The sequence below is a fragment of the Streptomyces siamensis genome (genome assembly GCF_039543605.1).
Lineage (GTDB): Bacteria > Actinomycetota > Actinomycetes > Streptomycetales > Streptomycetaceae > Streptomyces > Streptomyces siamensis.
Genome location: NZ_BAABKB010000030.1, coordinates 231,507 through 247,158, shown reverse-complemented (window position 1 = coordinate 247,158; position 15,652 = coordinate 231,507). Strand labels below are relative to the sequence as shown.

General features: G+C 73.0%; 16 protein-coding genes and 1 riboswitch. Of the genes, 10 read left to right on the top strand and 6 right to left on the bottom strand.

Annotated elements, in window-relative coordinates:
• Positions 1-5: 5 nt before the first annotated feature.
• Positions 6-761 carry a decaprenylphospho-beta-D-erythro-pentofuranosid-2-ulose 2-reductase gene (locus ABEB03_RS31890; protein ID WP_095936164.1) on the top strand — a complete coding sequence of 252 codons (756 nt, stop codon included), beginning with the start codon at positions 6-8 and terminating at the stop codon, positions 759-761.
• A 161-nt stretch (positions 762-922) separates the two neighbouring features.
• On the opposite strand, the gene ABEB03_RS31885 is transcribed toward ABEB03_RS31890, so the two are convergent.
• A complete protein-coding gene (locus ABEB03_RS31885; protein ID WP_345656301.1) occupies positions 923-1,504 on the bottom strand; it encodes a 2'-5' RNA ligase family protein in 582 nt (193 codons plus the stop codon).
• Positions 1,505-1,701: 197 nt separating this feature from the next.
• Complete coding sequence (gene trpS, locus ABEB03_RS31880) at positions 1,702-2,715, bottom strand: tryptophan--tRNA ligase (RefSeq protein WP_028802914.1); 1,014 nt, start codon at positions 2,713-2,715, stop codon at positions 1,702-1,704.
• 78 nt (positions 2,716-2,793) lie between these two features.
• Between trpS and ABEB03_RS31875 the strand changes: the two genes are divergently transcribed.
• The 4 genes from ABEB03_RS31875 to ABEB03_RS31860 all read left to right on the top strand — a co-directional run bounded on the left by ABEB03_RS31875 (position 2,794) and on the right by ABEB03_RS31860 (position 6,190).
• On the top strand, positions 2,794-3,405 hold the full coding sequence (locus ABEB03_RS31875) for an RNA polymerase sigma factor (protein WP_345656300.1): 612 nt from the start codon (positions 2,794-2,796) through the stop codon (positions 3,403-3,405).
• Complete coding sequence (locus ABEB03_RS31870) at positions 3,398-4,261, top strand: hypothetical protein (protein ID WP_345656299.1); 864 nt, start codon at positions 3,398-3,400, stop codon at positions 4,259-4,261. The genes ABEB03_RS31875 and ABEB03_RS31870 overlap by 8 nt, the downstream gene beginning before the upstream one ends.
• A gap of 140 nt (positions 4,262-4,401) precedes the next feature.
• Positions 4,402-5,094 carry a hypothetical protein gene (locus tag ABEB03_RS31865; protein WP_345656298.1) on the top strand — a complete coding sequence of 231 codons (693 nt, stop codon included), beginning with the start codon at positions 4,402-4,404 and terminating at the stop codon, positions 5,092-5,094.
• A gap of 397 nt (positions 5,095-5,491) precedes the next feature.
• Positions 5,492-6,190, top strand: coding sequence for a hypothetical protein (locus ABEB03_RS31860; protein ID WP_425589329.1), 699 nt, complete (start codon positions 5,492-5,494; stop codon positions 6,188-6,190).
• A 15-nt stretch (positions 6,191-6,205) separates the two neighbouring features.
• On the opposite strand, the gene ABEB03_RS31855 is transcribed toward ABEB03_RS31860, so the two are convergent.
• Positions 6,206-7,651 carry a glycine hydroxymethyltransferase gene (locus ABEB03_RS31855; protein WP_345656297.1) on the bottom strand — a complete coding sequence of 482 codons (1,446 nt, stop codon included), beginning with the start codon at positions 7,649-7,651 and terminating at the stop codon, positions 6,206-6,208.
• A 31-nt stretch (positions 7,652-7,682) separates the two neighbouring features.
• Positions 7,683-7,770: riboswitch (ZMP/ZTP riboswitch) on the bottom strand.
• 247 nt (positions 7,771-8,017) lie between these two features.
• Here ABEB03_RS31855 and rocD point away from each other — a divergent pair.
• The gene (rocD, locus tag ABEB03_RS31850; protein ID WP_257004915.1) at positions 8,018-9,232 is read left to right on the top strand and encodes an ornithine--oxo-acid transaminase; all 1,215 of its coding nucleotides are present in this window, start codon (positions 8,018-8,020) and stop codon (positions 9,230-9,232) included.
• A 339-nt stretch (positions 9,233-9,571) separates the two neighbouring features.
• Here the strand turns inward: rocD and ABEB03_RS31845 are convergent, their stop codons facing one another.
• Positions 9,572-10,759, bottom strand: a complete 1,188-nt coding sequence (locus ABEB03_RS31845; RefSeq protein ID WP_345656296.1) for a glutathionylspermidine synthase family protein — start codon at positions 10,757-10,759, stop codon at positions 9,572-9,574.
• Positions 10,760-10,773: 14 nt separating this feature from the next.
• Complete coding sequence (locus ABEB03_RS31840; protein WP_028802906.1) at positions 10,774-11,118, bottom strand: hypothetical protein; 345 nt, start codon at positions 11,116-11,118, stop codon at positions 10,774-10,776.
• A gap of 152 nt (positions 11,119-11,270) precedes the next feature.
• Between ABEB03_RS31840 and ABEB03_RS31835 the strand changes: the two genes are divergently transcribed.
• Complete coding sequence (locus tag ABEB03_RS31835; RefSeq protein ID WP_345656458.1) at positions 11,271-12,098, top strand: DMT family protein; 828 nt, start codon at positions 11,271-11,273, stop codon at positions 12,096-12,098.
• 271 nt (positions 12,099-12,369) lie between these two features.
• On the opposite strand, the gene pdxR is transcribed toward ABEB03_RS31835, so the two are convergent.
• Positions 12,370-13,770: a MocR-like pyridoxine biosynthesis transcription factor PdxR gene (pdxR, locus tag ABEB03_RS31830; protein WP_345656295.1), complete on the bottom strand. Its 1,401-nt coding sequence runs from the start codon at positions 13,768-13,770 to the stop codon at positions 12,370-12,372.
• A gap of 48 nt (positions 13,771-13,818) precedes the next feature.
• Here pdxR and ABEB03_RS31825 point away from each other — a divergent pair, with 48 nt between their 5' ends.
• The 3 genes from ABEB03_RS31825 to ABEB03_RS31815 are packed head-to-tail and all read left to right on the top strand — an operon-like array spanning position 13,819 to position 15,532.
• Entirely contained in the window at positions 13,819-14,337 is a 519-nt protein-coding gene (locus tag ABEB03_RS31825) for a carboxymuconolactone decarboxylase family protein (RefSeq protein WP_345656294.1), read from the top strand.
• A gap of 56 nt (positions 14,338-14,393) precedes the next feature.
• Positions 14,394-14,795 carry a carboxymuconolactone decarboxylase family protein gene (locus ABEB03_RS31820; protein ID WP_345656457.1) on the top strand — a complete coding sequence of 134 codons (402 nt, stop codon included), beginning with the start codon at positions 14,394-14,396 and terminating at the stop codon, positions 14,793-14,795.
• A complete protein-coding gene (locus ABEB03_RS31815; protein ID WP_425589328.1) occupies positions 14,789-15,532 on the top strand; it encodes an isocitrate lyase/PEP mutase family protein in 744 nt (247 codons plus the stop codon). Before ABEB03_RS31820 ends, ABEB03_RS31815 begins: the two co-directional genes overlap by 7 nt.
• Positions 15,533-15,652 lie beyond the last annotated feature (120 nt).

The window sequence follows — 15,652 nt, the reverse complement described above, 5'->3', positions numbered from 1 at the left end:
CTGCCATGAAGGACGCCTTCGGCATCCCCCAGTCCCTGCTGATCCTCGGCGGTACGTCCGAGATCGCGCTGGCCACCGCGCGGCGCCTGATCGTCCGGCGCACCCGCACCGTGTGGCTGGCCGGACGCCCGTCGCCGGAGCTGGAACAGGCCGCCGGGCAACTGCGCGGGATGGGCGCGGACGTCCGTACCGTCGCCTTCGACGCCCTCGACAGCGCCTCCCACGAGACCGTGCTCGGCAAGGTCTTCGCGGAGGGCGACATCGACATGGTGCTGCTCGCCTTCGGCGTCCTCGGCGACCAGGCACGGGACGAGAAGGAGCCGTTGGCCGCGGCGCGGGTCGCGCAGACCAACTACACGGGCGCGGTGTCCGCGGGCCTGATCGCGGCGCGGGCACTGCAGTCCCAGGGGCACGGCTCCCTCGTGGTCCTCTCCTCGGTCGCCGGCGAACGCGCCCGCCGCTCCAACTTCATCTACGGCTCCAGCAAGGCGGGCCTCGACGCCTTCTCGCAGGGCCTGGGCGACGCGCTGTACGGCACGGGCGTGCACGTGATGGTCGTACGGCCCGGATTCGTGCGGACGAAGATGACGGCGGGGCTGCCGCAGGCCCCGATGGCCACCACCCCCGAGGCGGTCGCGGCGGCCGTCGAGACGGGTCTGCGGCGACGCTCGGAGACGGTGTGGGTACCGGGGGCGCTGCGGTTCGTGATGGCGGCCCTGCGGCACCTGCCGCGCCCGCTGTTCCGGCGCCTGCCGATCTGACACCCGCGCGGGCGCAGGGTCGGGCTCTTGGAGAGGCGCGGGGCCGCGGGCCCGGCAGGGCGTGCATGCCGGGTGCTCGCGCGGCGGCCGGGAGTCCGGTGACGCACCCGCGGGGTCGCCCCGGGCGACGTCCCGAGGGCGCTCCGGCGGGCGCCGGGCGCTCAGCGGGCGGGCAGCGTGCTGTCGACCTCGGGTGCCCCCGCCTGCGGCGGCACCAGCGTGCCGCCGAAGGGGAACTCCCGCAGCTTGCGCCAGATGCCGTCGGCGCCCTGCTCGTAGAGCGCGAATCCGGCGCACGGCCACTGGGCCTCGTACCCGGACAGCTCCTCGAAGGCCCGGTCCATCGCGACGTCGTCGATGCCGTGCGCCACGGTGACGTGCGGGTGATACGGGAAGTGCAGCTCACGGGCGACGGGACCGGACGCGTCCCGGACCTGCATCTGGAGCCGGGTGCAGGCCTCCGCCCCCTCGACTACCCGCACGAAGACGACGGGCGACAGGGGGCGGAAGGTGCCCGTGCCGTACAGCCGCATCGGGAAGGGGCGCCCGGCGGTGGCGACCCCGGTGAGGTGCGCCTCGACCGCGGGCAGCGCCGAGTCGTCTACCTCCGTCGGCGGCAGCAGGGTGACGTGCGTGGGGATGCCGGAAGCCGCGGCGTCGCCGAAGCTCAGGCGCCGCTCCTGGAGCAGGCTGCCGTGAGGCTCCGGGACCGCGATCGACACGCCGATCGTTACGGTCCCCACGTCGTCTCCTGTCGTTGTTTCGAGGTCCGCCGCCCCGGCGCGGGCAGGGGTGGCTGCTCGGCCGGTCCGGCTTTCGACTGTACGGCGGTACGGCCCGTCGGCGGCGGCCGTACGAGTGTCGCGCTCGTCTCGTACGCACTGCCGAACGGGCTGTGGTAGGTGCGGTCGCACCGCTGCCGTGGCAGCGGTGTCGGCCGTCAGTGTTTGGCGGGCAGGAAGCCGACCCTGTCGTACGCCTGGGAGAGCGTCTCCGCGGCGACGACACGCGCCTTCTCGGCGCCCTTGGCCAGGATCGAGTCGAGCGTCTCCGGGTCGTCCAGATACTGCTGGGTGCGCTCCCGGAACGGCGTCACGAAGTCGACCATGACCTCGGCGAGGTCCGTCTTGAGCGCACCGTAGCCCTTGCCGGTGTACTTCTGCTCCAGTTCCGCGATACCGGTGCCGGTGAGGGTCGAGTAGATGGTCAGCAAGTTGCTGATACCCGGCTTCAGGTCCGCGTCATACCTGATGACGGTGTCCGTGTCCGTGACCGCGCTCTTGACCTTCTTGGCGGTCGCCTTCGGGTCGTCGAGCAGGTTGATGAGGCCCTTCGGCGTCGACGCCGACTTGCTCATCTTGATCGTCGGGTCCTGGAGGTCGAAGATCTTCGCCGTCTCCTTGAGGATGTACGGCTTCGGGATCGTGAACGTCTGGCCGAAACGGCCGTTGAAACGCTCGGCGAGGTCGCGGGTGAGCTCGATGTGCTGGCGCTGGTCCTCGCCGACCGGGACCTCGTTGGCCTGGTACAGCAGGATGTCCGCGACCTGGAGGACCGGGTAGGTGAACAGACCGACGGAGGCACGGTCGGCACCCTGCTTGGCGGACTTGTCCTTGAACTGGGTCATGCGGGACGCCTCGCCGAAGCCGGTGAGGCAGTTCATGATCCAGGCGAGCTGGGCGTGCTCGGGGACGTGGCTCTGGACGAACAGCGTGCAGCGCTCCGGGTCGAGACCGGCGGCGAGCAGCTGCGCGGCGGCGAGCCGGGTGTTGGCGCGCAGGTCCGCGGGGTCCTGCGGCACGGTGATCGCGTGCAGGTCGACGACCATGTAGAACGCGTCGTGTGACTCCTGGAGGGCCACCCACTGGCGGACGGCGCCCAGGTAGTTGCCGAGGTGGAACGAGCCCGCGGTGGGCTGGATCCCGGAGAGGACGCGAGGACGATCTGAGGCCATGGGGCCCATTCTCTCAGGTGACTCTCATTGCTCGGGAACAGGTGGGAACCGATCCGCCTCCGGCGGTGTAACAAGAGTGTGAGGACGCGGGAGGGGGGCCGCATCGTCGTCGACGAGGCCGTGGTGATCGCACGCGTACGCGCCGGTGAGCCGGAGGCGTATGCGGACCTGGTCCGTGCCCACACGGGCATCGCGATCAGGGCGGCCAGGGCGCTGGGGGCGGGTGCGGACGCGGAGGACGTGGTGCAGCAGGCCTTCATCAAGGCGTACTGCTCGCTGGGGCGCTTCCGAAACGGCGCGGCGTTCAAGCCGTGGCTGCTGTCGATCGTCGCCAATGAGACGAGGAACACAGTGCGGACGGCGGTGCGCCAGCGGAGCCTGGCGGGCCGGGAGGCCGCGTTCGTGGAGGCGGAGCCGCTGATACCGGAAGCGGCGGACCCGGCGGTCGCGGCGCTGGAGACGGAGCGCCGGACGGCGCTGCTGGCCGCCCTGGAGCAGCTGAGCGAGGAGCACCGCCTCGTCGTCACCTACCGCTATCTGCTGGAGATGGACGAGCCCGAGACGGCCGAGGCGCTGGGCTGGCCGCGCGGCACGGTGAAGTCCCGGCTCAACCGCGCCCTGCGCAAGCTGAGCCGGCTGCTGCCGGACTTCGGGGCCCTGGACCCGGAAGGGGGTGAAGGGCATGAGTGAGCGGAGTGGCGGGGGCGGGTCCCGCGGCGACCGGAGGCGGCGGGGCGGCGAGGACGTCTCGCGGCTGCCGGAGGAGCTCCGGGCGCTCGGGCGCTCGCTGGACCGGCCGGATGCGGCCGACGGCGAGTCGATGGTCGAGCGCGTGCTGGAGCAGATGCTCGCCGAGCACATCCCGGTCCCGGTGGCCGAGCCGCCGGGCGTCCGCGACCGGATGCGGGCGGTGCTGCGCTGGGCACGGGCGCGCCGGCGCGGGCTGACGGCGGGCCTGTGCGGACTGCTCACGGTCCTCGTGCTCACGCCTCCGGTGCGTGCCGCGGTCGTCGACTGGTTCGGCTTCGGCGGGGTCGAGGTGCGGTACGACCCGTCGGCGGTGCCCTCGCCCGGCGCGCGGGTACCGGGGTGCGGGCCTTCGCTGACCCTGGCGCAGGCCGGACGGCGGGCCGGGTTCACCCCGCTCGTGCCCGGCGCCCTCGGTGTGCCCGACGCGGTGACGGTGACGCGTGAGCCGAAGGGGCGCCTGCTGATGAGCCTGTGCTGGCAGGAGCACGGGCGCACGGTCCGGCTGGACGAGTACCCCGCGCAGCTCGACATCGGCTTCTCCAAGACGGTGCGTGAGCCTCCGGAGTGGGTGGCGCTCGGCGCCCCCGAGGACTACGGCCGCCAGGCCCTGTGGTTCGCGAAGCCGCATCTGCTGAGTTTCTGGCTGGTCGACGACGACGGTGGCCGCTTCACCCGCTCGGTGCGGACCGCGGGGCCCACGCTGCTGTGGCTGCCCTCCGGCGGTGAGGTGACCTTGCGTCTGGAGGGCGTGGCGTCGAAGGAGCGGGCGGTGGCGATCGCCAAGTCGCTGAAATAGCACGTGTTTCCTACTGGTGAGGCAGCGCGCGAATCCGTCGGTGCCGAGTGGGAACCCCGGCGGGTCGAGCGGTGTACCAGAAGTGAGACATCGCGTGCGGGCGGGCCGCACGCGGGACGACCGGCTGGTTGGGGGTCCGGATGCGCAGGCTTCGTGAACTGCTGTCGGTGACGGGGGCGTTGGCCGTGGCGCTCGCGGTGGTGCTGATCGCGGCGCCCTCGGCGACGGCCGGTGGACCGACGAGCGTGCTGGTGGTCTCGCCGGAGAGCGCGCAGACCGCCTCGCTGTACCACTCGGACGAGGAGTACGGAGAGTTGATGCGCCTGCTGGGCGAGCCCGACGCGGGGGACCGTGAGGAGCCGCCGGGCCTGGGCGTGGCGAGCGGGCGTCAGCTCAACGTCACCTGGCTGGCGCACGACGTGTCGCCGTGGCGGGTCGACCGCGTCTATCCGGACTCGTCGCGCGGCAAGGAGGTCTGGATACACACGGCCACCGACGTCCGGAGCATGAACGGCTACTGGCACAAGGCCGCGCACCCCGCCCAGGTGCGGGCGCTGTTCAAGAAGCTCGGCGTCCTGGGCAAACCGTCGCCCGAGGGGGCGGAGGGAATCCCCCCGGGCGCGTGGGAGTCGGCGGACGACTCCGCCGGCGCGGCGACCCCGACCCCGGCCGAGGAGGTCCGCACGGGGACGAAGACGAGGCCGGCCGCGGCCGCCTCCGACGACGGCACCGACTGGTGGTGGGCTCTGCCCGGAGCGGCGGCCGGGGCGCTGCTGGCCCGGCTGTGGCGGCCTCGCACGGGTGAACCTCACCAGGAGTTGCGGGACATGTGAGGAGCCGCGGGGTGGCGGGCAGACCGGTGAGGGGGACGCATGGGGAAGAGGGGGACGGATGAGATTGCGGATCGGTCAGGAGGGGTCCCGGCCCGCCCGGCGGGGGCGGCGACCCGGCACGAGGAGCCGGCGCCTCGCCCGGCCGGAACGCCGGCTGGGCCGTACAAGACCGTCGACCGGCGGGATGGCGCCGCGGCTCGGCGCGACGGGGCCACAGCTCGACGGAAGCGGGCCGTGGACCGGCGGGACCACTTGGTGGACCGGCGGGACCGCGTGGTGGACCGGCGGGACGCGGGTGGGGACCGAAGGCACGAGGCTGCGGACCGGCGGGACGCGAGCGAGGGCCGGTGCAAGGCTCTGGACCGGCGAGAGGCGAGCGGGGACGGGTGGGAGGCGGGTGTGGCTTCTGTTGCTGGTCGTCGTGGCGTCGGTCGCGCTCGGCACTCCGGGCGCCCGGGCCTCCGCACGGGATACGGCACACGATGCGGCGCGCGGCTCGGCGCGGGCGAAGGCCGACACTCCCGACCTGGCACTGGTCGTCGCCGGTGACACGGGACGGGCGACCTCGCTGCACTCCGGGGAGCGGGACTTCGTACGGCTGTGGCGGCTGCTCTCCCCGCGGTACACGGGGACGGAGCGGGTTCCCGAGGCATGGGTGGAGGGCCGTTTCCCCGAAGTGCGGGCCACCGTGATCTGGGGGCTCACAGGGGTGGGGGGCTGGCCGCAGACCAGCAGGGCACCGGGTGGCGATGTCGCCATCGAGCGTCAGGACCAGGTGTTCGTCGCCGCGGACGGCACTCCATGGGTGCGGACGGATCCTTCCCCCGACGTCCGGGACGACGACATCCGCTGGCACCGGGCGCCGCGCGCGGTGTTCGACCAACTGGATGAGGAGGGATCCCTGTTCGGCTCGGGAAGCACTTTGGGGCGTGTGGCGGAGCCGGACGTGGCGGACAGCGTGAGGTGGGCGGTGCCAGGGCTGGCGGCGGGGCTGGTCCTCGGCACAGGGGGCTCCGTCCTGATACGCCGCGCGGCGGCCCGGCGTGAGGCTGCCGGACCGCCGCGGGAACCACGACAGGAGCTGATCGATCTGTAGCCCGCGCGAGGCGCGTCAGCCGAGGTCGATCTCCGGGTAGAGCGGGAAACCGGCGAGCAGGTCGGTGGCGCGGTGGGCGATCTCGTCGGAGATCTTCGCGTCCAGGACGTGCTGGGCCTTGGACGGGCTGCCCTTGGCCGTGGTGCCGGGCTCGGCGGACGTCAGGACGCGGTCGATCAGGCCCGCGATCTCGTCCATCTCGGCCGTGCCCAGACCACGGGTGGTCAGCGCGGGCGTGCCGATGCGGATGCCGGAGGTGTACCAGGCGCCGTTGGGGTCGGCGGGGATGGCGTTGCGGTTGGTGACGATGCCCGAGTCGAGCAGGGCGGACTCGGCCTGACGGCCGGTGAGGCCGTAGGAGGAGGTGACGTCGATCAGGTTGAGGTGGTTGTCGGTGCCGCCCGTGACCAGCGTGGCGCCGCGGCGCATCAGGCCTTCGGCGAGGGCACGGGAGTTGTCGACGACGGCCTGTGCGTAGTCGCGGAACTCGGGGCGGCGGGCCTCGGCGAGCGCGACGGCCTTGGCCGCCATGACGTGCGGGAGGGGGCCGCCGAGGACCATCGGGCAGCCGCGGTCGACCTGCTCGGCGAGGCTCTCGTCGCACAGCACCATGCCGCCGCGCGGGCCGCGCAGCGACTTGTGCGTGGTGGTGGTGACGATCTGGGCGTGCGGGACCGGGTCGAAGTCTCCGGTGAGCACCTTGCCGGCGACGAGGCCCGCGAAGTGCGCCATGTCGACCATGAGCGTGGCGCCGACCTCGTCGGCGATCTCGCGCATGATCCGGAAGTTCACCAGGCGGGGGTAGGCGGAGTAGCCGGCGACGATGATGAGCGGCTTGAACTCGCGGGCGGAGGTGCGCAGGGCCTCGTAGTCGATGAGCCCGGTGGCGGGGTCGGTGCCGTAGGAGCGCTGGTCGAACATCTTGCCGGAGATGTTCGGGCGGAAGCCGTGGGTGAGGTGGCCGCCGGCGTCGAGGGACATGCCGAGCATGCGCTGGTTGCCGAAGGCGTGGCGCAGTTCGGCCCAGTCGGCCTCGGTGAGGTCGTTGACGTTGCGGACTCCGGCGCGCTCCAGGGCGGGGGCCTCGACGCGGGCGGCGAGGACGGCCCAGAAGGCCACGAGGTTGGCGTCGATGCCGGAGTGCGGCTGGGCGTAGGCGTGCTCGGCGCCGAAGAGTTCGCGGGCGTGCTCGGCGGCGAGTGCCTCGACGGTGTCCACGTTGCGGCAGCCGGCGTAGAAGCGACGGCCGACGGTCCCCTCGGCGTACTTGTCGCTGAACCAGTTGCCCATGGCGAGGAGCGTGGCAGGGGAGGCGTAGTTCTCCGACGCGATCAGCTTGAGCATGTCGCGCTGGTCGGCGACCTCCTGGCCGATGGCGTCGGCGACGCGGGGCTCCACGGCCCGGATCACGTCCAGGGCACTGCGGAACGCGGTGGACTCGGTGGAAAGGGGCTCTGGCATGACGGCCTCCGGACGTGGTGTTCAGCGTTCACGGGTCGGCCCAGGCGCACGGCACACAGTTCGAGGGGCCGCTCCCCGATGGTCGGTCCCATCCCAGCGCGCCAGTCACGGCCCCGCCGGTCAGCCTACCGGGCGCGCCGGATCTGCGGGTTCCCCGGTCCACCATGCGAGCGACGGTAGGAAGGAGGCCGGGGCCCACCATCGGCGGGCGCCACTCCCCGCCCGGGAGGACATGCCGTCCCCCGCCCGGGAGCACGTATCCGCCCGTGGTCGGGAAGCGCGAGCCGCCCGGTCCGGGCGGCACGTGCCGCCCCGTGCGCGGGCACGCGCGTCGCCCCGTGCCGCTCGTCAAGAAACGGAGATCGCGTGACCGCTACGGAGACGACGAAGGCGTTCATCGCCTCGGCCGACGCGCACAGCGCGCACAACTACCACCCGCTGCCGGTCGTCGTGGCGACGGCGGACGGGGCCTGGATGACGGACGTCGAGGGGCGCCGCTATCTCGACATGCTGGCCGGATACTCGGCGCTGAACTTCGGGCACGGCAATCGGCGACTGATCGAGGCGGCGAAGGCGCAGCTGGAGCGGGTGACGCTGACGTCGCGGGCCTTCCACCACGACCGGTTCGCGGACTTCTGCCGGGAGCTGGCGGCACTGTGCGGCATGGAGATGGTGCTGCCGATGAACACCGGCGCGGAGGCGGTGGAGACGGCGGTGAAGACGGCCCGGAAGTGGGGGTACCGCGTGAAGGGGGTGCCCGCGGAGCGGGCGAAGATCGTCGTCGCGGGGAACAACTTCCACGGCCGTACGACCACGCTCATCAGTTTCTCCACGGACCCGGAGGCGCGGGCGGACTTCGGGCCGTACACGCCGGGCTTCGAGATCGTGCCCTACGGGGACCTGACCGCGATGCGGGCGGCGCTGACGGAGAACACGGTCGCCGTGCTGCTGGAGCCGATCCAGGGCGAGGCGGGGGTGCTGGTGCCGCCCCCGGGCTATCTGCCGGGCGTGCGGGAACTGACCCGCGAGCGGAACGTGCTGTTCGTCGCGGACGAGATCCAGTCGGGTCTCGGCCGCACGGGAAAGACGTTCGCGTGCGAGCACGAGGGGGTCGTGCCGGACGTGTACGTGCTGGGCAAGGCGCTCGGGGGCGGGGTCGTCCCCGTGTCGGCGGTGGTGGCGGGCGCCGACGTGCTGGGGGTGTTCCGGCCCGGGGAGCACGGTTCGACGTTCGGGGGCAATCCGCTGGCCTGCGCGGTGGCGTTGGAGGTGATCGCGATGCTGCGGTCGGGCGAGTACCAGCGGCGGGCGGCCGAGCTGGGTGCGCATCTGCACCAGGAGCTGGGCCGGTTGAAGGACTCCGGTCATGTCACACAGGTCCGCGGGCGCGGACTGTGGGCGGGCGTCGACATCGCCCCGGCGTACGGCACGGGCCGGGAGATCTCCGAAAAGCTGGTGGACCGGGGCGTCCTGGTGAAGGACACCCACGGCGTCACGATCCGGATCGCCCCGCCGCTGGTCATCTCCGAGGAGGACCTCGACTGGGGGCTCGGCCGACTTCGCGAGGTGCTGGGGGCCTAGGGCCGGGGCCGGGAGCCGTCGGGACCGGGCAGTCTCCGGGACGCGTCGTCTCCGGGATGCTCCAGCTCCCCGGTCCCGGGGCAGGGCGGCCCGGGGTCGCCGAGGCGCGGCGCGCCGGGTCCGGGAGCCGGCGAGGCACGGTGCCGGGTCCGGGGGCACCAGGCGCGGTGCCGGGTTCGCGGCGCACCGTCTCGGGATGCGCCGGGTCCCGGTGCAGGGTGGGTCCGGGGGCCGGCGAGGCACGGTGCCGGGCTCGGGGCGCGGGTGCCCGACGCGTCACGGGACCCGGCTCGGCCCCGTGTCGCCGGGCGGCGGCCGGGGGTCGCGCGCGCCGGGTCGTCAGAGGATCACGTGCGGCAGGAAGCGGGCGTACTCGTCCGTGACCAGGCCGGACGACTCGCGGATGCCGAGGCCCGCCGACTCGTCCTCGACGACCCAGGCGCCCAGCACGACGCGGTTGCCGTCGAAGGACGGGAGGGGGGCCAGCTCCTGGTAGACGCAGGGCTCGTCGGTACGCACGACCGGGGCGGCGCCCGGTTCGTGCACGGTGACCCCGGCGCCCTCGCGGCCGAGCAGCGGCTTGGCCACGTAGCCCCGGCCGGCGGCCAGTTCGCGCGGGCCGTCGAGGTGGGCGGGGAGCAGGTTCGGGTGGTCCGGGTAGAGCTCCCAGAGAATCGCGAGGAGAGCCTTGTTGGACAGGAGCATCTTCCAGGCCGGCTCGATCCACAGCGTGGTCCCCGTGCCGCCGCCGTTGTCGAGGGTGTCCAGGACGTGTCCGGCGAAGCGGTCGGCGGTGAGCCACTCCCAGGGGTAGAGCTTGAAGCAGCTGCGGATGAAGCGGAGCGAGTTGTCGACGAAGCGGCCGGAGAGGGGATCCCAGCCGATCTCCTCCATGGAGATCCAGTCGGTGTCGAGGCCCGCCTGCTCGGCGGTCTCCTTGAGGTAGGCGACCGTCATCAGGTCCTCGCCGAGTTCGTCGGCGGAGGAGTGCGCGAAGTGCAGCGGGCTGCCCGGCGGCAGGAGGGGCGCCTGCTTCTTCCAGGCGGCGACGAGTCGTTCGTGCAGGGAGTTCCACTGGTCGGCGCCGGGGAAGCGGTCCTGCATCCAGAACCACTGCGGGCTCGCGGCCTCGACGAGGGAGGTCGGCGTGTCGGCGTTGTACTCCAGCAGCTTGGCGGGGCCCGTGCCGTCGTAGCGCAGGTCGAAACGACCGTAGACGGAGGGGAGTTCGGCGCGTCGCCGCCAGGCCTCGGCGACGGCCCGCACGACGTGCGGGTCGGTGATGCCGAGGTCGGCGAAGCGGTCCGTGCGGACGATGTGCTCGGCCGCGGCCAGGCACATGCGGTGCAGTTCGTCCACGACCTCCTCCAGCGCCTCGACCTCGGGGAGCGAGAAGACGTAGTACGCGCTCTCGTCCCAGTAGGGGCGCAGGGAGTTGTCGGGGTGGCGGGTGAGCGGATAGATCAGGCCCTGTTCCTCGACGGTCCGCTGCCAGTCGGGGCGGGGTGCGATGGTGCGGCGTTCCACGGGACGTCTCCTGCTCAGCCGCCGGAGCTGCCCTTGCCGCTGCCGAAGCCGCCGCGGTCGACGCCGCTGTGGCTGCCGCCGGAGCCGCCGGAACCCTTGCCGGGCTTGACGAAGGAACCGCCGTCGACCCAGCCGCTCTTCTTCTTGCCGCCGTAGTACCAACTACCGTTGACGGACACCTTGGTGGACTTGCAGTTCTTGTCGGCGACGACCCGGTAGCCCTTGGCCAGGTTGTAGCTGTCGCGGTCGACGCAGCGCTTGTCCGGTTCCGAGGAGCAGGCCGTGAGTGCGGCGGCGAGGAGTCCCATGCCGCCGAGCACGACGGTGCCCGAGCGCAGTTGACGACGTGTGTCCGCCATGTCCGTTCCCCCGTTGATTCGTTCGGTTCGACTTTGCTTCGTTTGTGCTTCTTCTTGGACGTTCGGCGATCAGAGTAGAGAGCGCCGCAGGACGTGCGTGCGACGGCCCCCTGCGATGCGGGCTCCCCTACAGTCGCTTCGTGCTCTTTGGAATGGTGTGCGCGCTTGGTGCGTCGGTCTGCTTCGGAACGGCGACGGTGCTCCAGGCGATGGCGGCGCGCGCGGCGGCCGGCACCGGGCCGGGCGGGGACGCGGCGCTGCTGCTGCGCGCGCTGCGGCAATGGCGCTATCTGGCCGGGCTCGCGCTCGACGGGGTCGGGTTCCTGCTCCAGATCGCCGCGCTGCGGTCGATTCCGATCTACGCGGTGGGGGCGGCGCTCGCCGCGAGCCTCGCCGTGACGGCGGTGGTGGCCTCACGGCTGCTGCGGGTGCGACTGAGCCGGGTCGAGTGGGGCGCGGTGGGACTGGTGTGCGCGGGGCTCGCGATGCTGGGGCTGGCGTCCGGCACCGAGGGCGACCGCCCGGGGTCGGCGGCCCTGAAGTACGCGATGCTGGGCACGGCCGTGGCGGTGCTGCTGCTGGGCCTCGTGAGCGGCCGGCTGCCCGAGCGGCGGCGCCCGCTCGTCCTCGGCCTCGGCGCCGGCTTCGGCTTCGGTGTGGTCGAGGTGTCGGTGCGGCTCATCGACGACCTCGACCCCGGTGCGCTGCTGGCCAATCCGGCGACGTACGCGCTGCTCATCGGCGGCGGCGCGGCGTTCCTGCTGCTCACCTCGGCCCTTCAGCGCGGCTCCGTGACGACCGCGACCGCCGGGCTGGTGATCGGGGAGACGATCGGGCCCGCCCTGGTGGGCGTGGTGTGGCTGGGCGACCGCACGCGGGAGGGGCTCGCCTGGCTCGCTGTCCTCGGCTTCGCGGTGGCGGTGGCCGGCGCGCTGGCGCTGGCCCGCTTCGGTGAGGCCCCGGTGCAGGAATCGACGTAGCCGCCGGGCTTGCTCGGCGGGCAGCGGATCCGCTCCGGCTTGCTCCGCAGGCAGCGGGTCCGCTTCGGCGAGGCTCCGGTGCGCGCGCCACTGCCGCTCCCGGCCCGCTCGGCAGGCAGCGGTCACGTCCGCCCGGCCCTGGTGCAGAAGCCGCTCCCGGCCCCCCTCGGCGAGGCCCCGCCGCAGAGAGCGCGACAGTCCCCTCGGGCTTCGCGGCAACCTTGAACCCGGGCCGGGAGCCGGGAAACGGGAGCCGGAGCCGGGATCCAGGTCAGGGCAGCGCCCGGCACAGCGCGTCGAGCGCTCCCGACCACGCGTGGTCCGGCGGTGTCCCGTACCCCACCACCAGCGCGTCCTGCGGTTCCGTGACGGCGTCGGGGTGGCGGTAGCGCGTCAGGCCGTGGACGGCCAGGCCCTGCCAGGCCGCCGCCCGGACCACCGACTGCTCGGTACCCGCGGGAAGCCTGAGGACGGCGTGCAGGCCGGCCGCGATTCCGGTGGCGTGGACCGACGGGGCGCGATCGGCGAGGGCCGCGACCAGCGCGTCGCGGCGCCGCCGGTAGCGCAGGCGGGCCGCCCGGACGTGCCGGTCGTAGGCGCCGGAGGTGAGGAACTCCGCGAGGGTGAGCTGGTCCAGCGCCCCGGTCGACCAGCCCCCGCCGCCCTTGAGCGCGGTGACCTCGGGTGCGAGCGACGGCGGCAGGACCAGCCAGCCCAGGCGCAGCGCGGGGGCCAGCGACTTGCTCGCGCTACCCAGGTGGACGACGTGCTGGGGGTCCAGTCCCTGGAGCGCGCCGACGGGCTGGCGGTCGTAGCGGAACTCGCCGTCGTAGTCGTCCTCCAGGATCAGGCCGCCGGTGCGGCGGGCCCAGTCCACGACGGCGGCACGGCGTTCCGGATGGAGCGGCACCCCCATGGGGAACTGGTGCGCGGGCGTGAGCAGGACGGCTCCGACCCCGGCCAGGCCGTCGGTGCGGGCGCCAAGTCCGTCGAGGGGCAGGGGGACGGTCCGCAGGCCCGAACGGTGCAGGAGGTTCCAGTGCAGGCCGAGCCCGTAGGCCTCGACGGCCACGGAGCGCACGCCGCGTTGCCGCAGGACCGCGCCGAGCAGCGTCAGGCCGTCGGCGAAGCCGGAGCAGATCACGATGCGCTCCGGATCGGCCCGCACTCCGCGGGCGCGGGAGAGGTAGCCGGACAGGGCGGTGCGCAGTTCGGGGCGGCCGCGCGGATCGCCGTAGCCGAGGGCCTCGTGCGGTGCGGCGGTCAGCGCGCGGCGGGCCGCCCTGAGCCATGCGGTGCGCGGGAAGGAGGCGAGGTCCGGGCTGCCGGGGGCGAGGTCGTAGACGGGGCGCCCCTGCTCGCGGCGGCGCGGCGCCGTCTCCGGGGCGGGCGGTACGACCGTCCGCTCGGCCACCCTGGTGCCCGAACCCTGGCGTGCGGTGAGCCAGCCCTCGGCGACGAGGTCGGCGTACGCGTCGGCGACCGTGTTGCGGGCGATGCCCAGGTCGACGGCGAGCGACCGGGAGGAGGGGAGCCGGGTGCCGGGGGCGAGCCGGCCGCTGCGGACGGCCTCGCGCAGCGCGTCCGTCAGCCCTTTGCGCACCCCGGACCCGGTCGGCTCGACATGGAGGTCGAATCCCTCGGCCCCCAGAGTGGCCCATGACTCTGCCATGGAAATGGACCATACTCCTGGGCTACTCCGCCCGTAGTGTCGGGACACATGACGACGCATGACGACACCACGACCACCGGCCGCACCACCGAATACGTTCCCGAGCACAGCCCCCGCCTGGACTGGGCCAAGCTCGCCCCCGACGTGTACAAGGCGATGATCAAGCTCGACGCGGCGGCCCGTAAGGGCCTGGACCCCGTGATCCTTGAGCTGGTGAAGATCCGCGCCTCGCAGCTCAACCACTGCGCCTTCTGCCTGGACATGCACACCAAGGACGCGATCGCCGCGGGTGAGAGCGTCGAGCGGATCATCCAGCTCGGCGCGTGGGAGGAGTCGAAGCACTTCTACACGCAGAAGGAGGTCGCGGCACTCGAACTGACCGAGGCGGTCACGGTCCTGACGGACGGTTTCGTGCCCGACGAGGTGTACGAGCAGGCAGCCAAGCACTTCGAGGAGGCCGAACTGGCCCAGTTGATCGCCGCGATCACGGTGATCAACGCCTGGAACCGGTTCGGCGTGACCTGCCGGCTGGTGGCCGGGCACTACAGGGCCGGACAGTACGCGTGACGGGCTCGGACGGGAGCACCCGTACGAGCCACCTGGACGCCGAGGTGCGGACCGCGATGCAGGCGTTCAGCGCCGCCGCGAAGAAGGGTCTCGGGGACCCGGCGCTCGCGGAGATGGTCATGATCCGCGCCTCGCAGCTCAACCACTGCGCGTTCTGTCTCGACATGCATGTGAAGCTCGCCCGCAAGCACGGCGTCGACGACGACCGCGTCCAGCTCCTCAACGCCTGGGAGGAGGCCGAGGAGGCGTTCAGCGAACGCGAACGGGCAGCGTTCGCCCTGACCGACGCGGTCACGGTCCTGACGGACGGTTTCGTCCCGGACGAGGTCTACGAGCGCGCCGCCGAGCACTTCGACGAGGCGGGGCTCGCGCATCTCGTCGGGCTGATCACCGTCATCAACAGCTGGAACCGGCTGATGGTGACCCGGCGCATCGCACCGGGCGCCACAGCGTGGTGAGTCGGGGCACGGACAGGGCCGAGACGTTCCGGGCACTGCACCGGGGCCGCCCGCCGGGTGACCCGCTGGTGCTGCCGGGGCCCTGGGACGCGGCCAGCGCGCGGGTGTTCGTGGACGCCGGGTTCCCGGCGCTCGCCACGCCCAGCGCCGGGGTCGCCGCCTCCCTCGGCTACGAGGACGGGTCGACGCCCGCCGAGGAGATGTTCGCGGCGGTCGCGCGGATCGTCCGCGCGGTCGACGTGCCCGTGTCCGCGGACGTCGAGGACGGCTACGGGCTCCCGCCCCAGGAACTGGTGGAGCGGCTCCTGGGGACGGGTGCGGTCGGCTGCAATCTGGAGGACTCGACGAGAGGTGTCCTCAAGGACCCCGCCCGGCACGCCGACTGGCTGGCCGAGGTACGGGCCGCCGCCGGGGACCGGCTCTTCGTCAACGCCCGGGTCGACACGTTCGTGTGCGGTGAGCCGGACCCGGAGCGGGCGATCGAGCGGGCCGCGCTGTACGTCGCCGCGGGCGCCGACTGCGTGTACCCCATCGGCGCTCCCGTTGACGTACTCCCCCGGCTGCGCGCCGGGATCGAGGGGCCGGTCAACGTGTTCGCCAGGACCGGCGACGCCCCGCTCGACGAGCAGCTCACGGAGCTCGGCGAACGGGGCGCCACCCGCGTCACGTTCGGGCCGGGGCTGCAGCGCCGGACCGCTCAGGCCCTGGGGGAGATCGCCGCGGAACTCCGGCGGTAGGCAGGACCCCCACCGCCGACGGGACTCCGGCGGTGAGCGGGTCCGCCGCCGGCGGGACTCCGGCGATGAGCGGGTCCCCCGCCGGCGAGACTCCGGCGGTGAGCGGAAACCCCACCGCCG

What these genes read in the sequence shown, in the direction of transcription:
- ABEB03_RS31820 (WP_345656457.1), top strand. Translation starts at nt 14,394, where the DNA reads ATGCAGGCGTTCAGCGCCGCCGCGAAGAAGGGTCTCGGGGACCCGGCG.
- ABEB03_RS31825 (WP_345656294.1), top strand. Translation starts at nt 13,819, where the DNA reads ATGACGACGCATGACGACACCACGACCACCGGCCGCACCACCGAATAC.
- ABEB03_RS31865 (WP_345656298.1), top strand. Translation starts at nt 4,402, where the DNA reads ATGCGCAGGCTTCGTGAACTGCTGTCGGTGACGGGGGCGTTGGCCGTG.
- trpS (WP_028802914.1), bottom strand. Translation starts at nt 2,715, where the DNA reads ATGGCCTCAGATCGTCCTCGCGTCCTCTCCGGGATCCAGCCCACCGCG.
- ABEB03_RS31870 (WP_345656299.1), top strand. Translation starts at nt 3,398, where the DNA reads ATGAGTGAGCGGAGTGGCGGGGGCGGGTCCCGCGGCGACCGGAGGCGG.
- ABEB03_RS31890 (WP_095936164.1), top strand. Translation starts at nt 6, where the DNA reads ATGAAGGACGCCTTCGGCATCCCCCAGTCCCTGCTGATCCTCGGCGGT.
- ABEB03_RS31835 (WP_345656458.1), top strand. Translation starts at nt 11,271, where the DNA reads ATGGTGTGCGCGCTTGGTGCGTCGGTCTGCTTCGGAACGGCGACGGTG.
- ABEB03_RS31855 (WP_345656297.1), bottom strand. Translation starts at nt 7,651, where the DNA reads ATGCCAGAGCCCCTTTCCACCGAGTCCACCGCGTTCCGCAGTGCCCTG.
- ABEB03_RS31840 (WP_028802906.1), bottom strand. Translation starts at nt 11,118, where the DNA reads ATGGCGGACACACGTCGTCAACTGCGCTCGGGCACCGTCGTGCTCGGC.
- pdxR (WP_345656295.1), bottom strand. Translation starts at nt 13,770, where the DNA reads ATGGCAGAGTCATGGGCCACTCTGGGGGCCGAGGGATTCGACCTCCAT.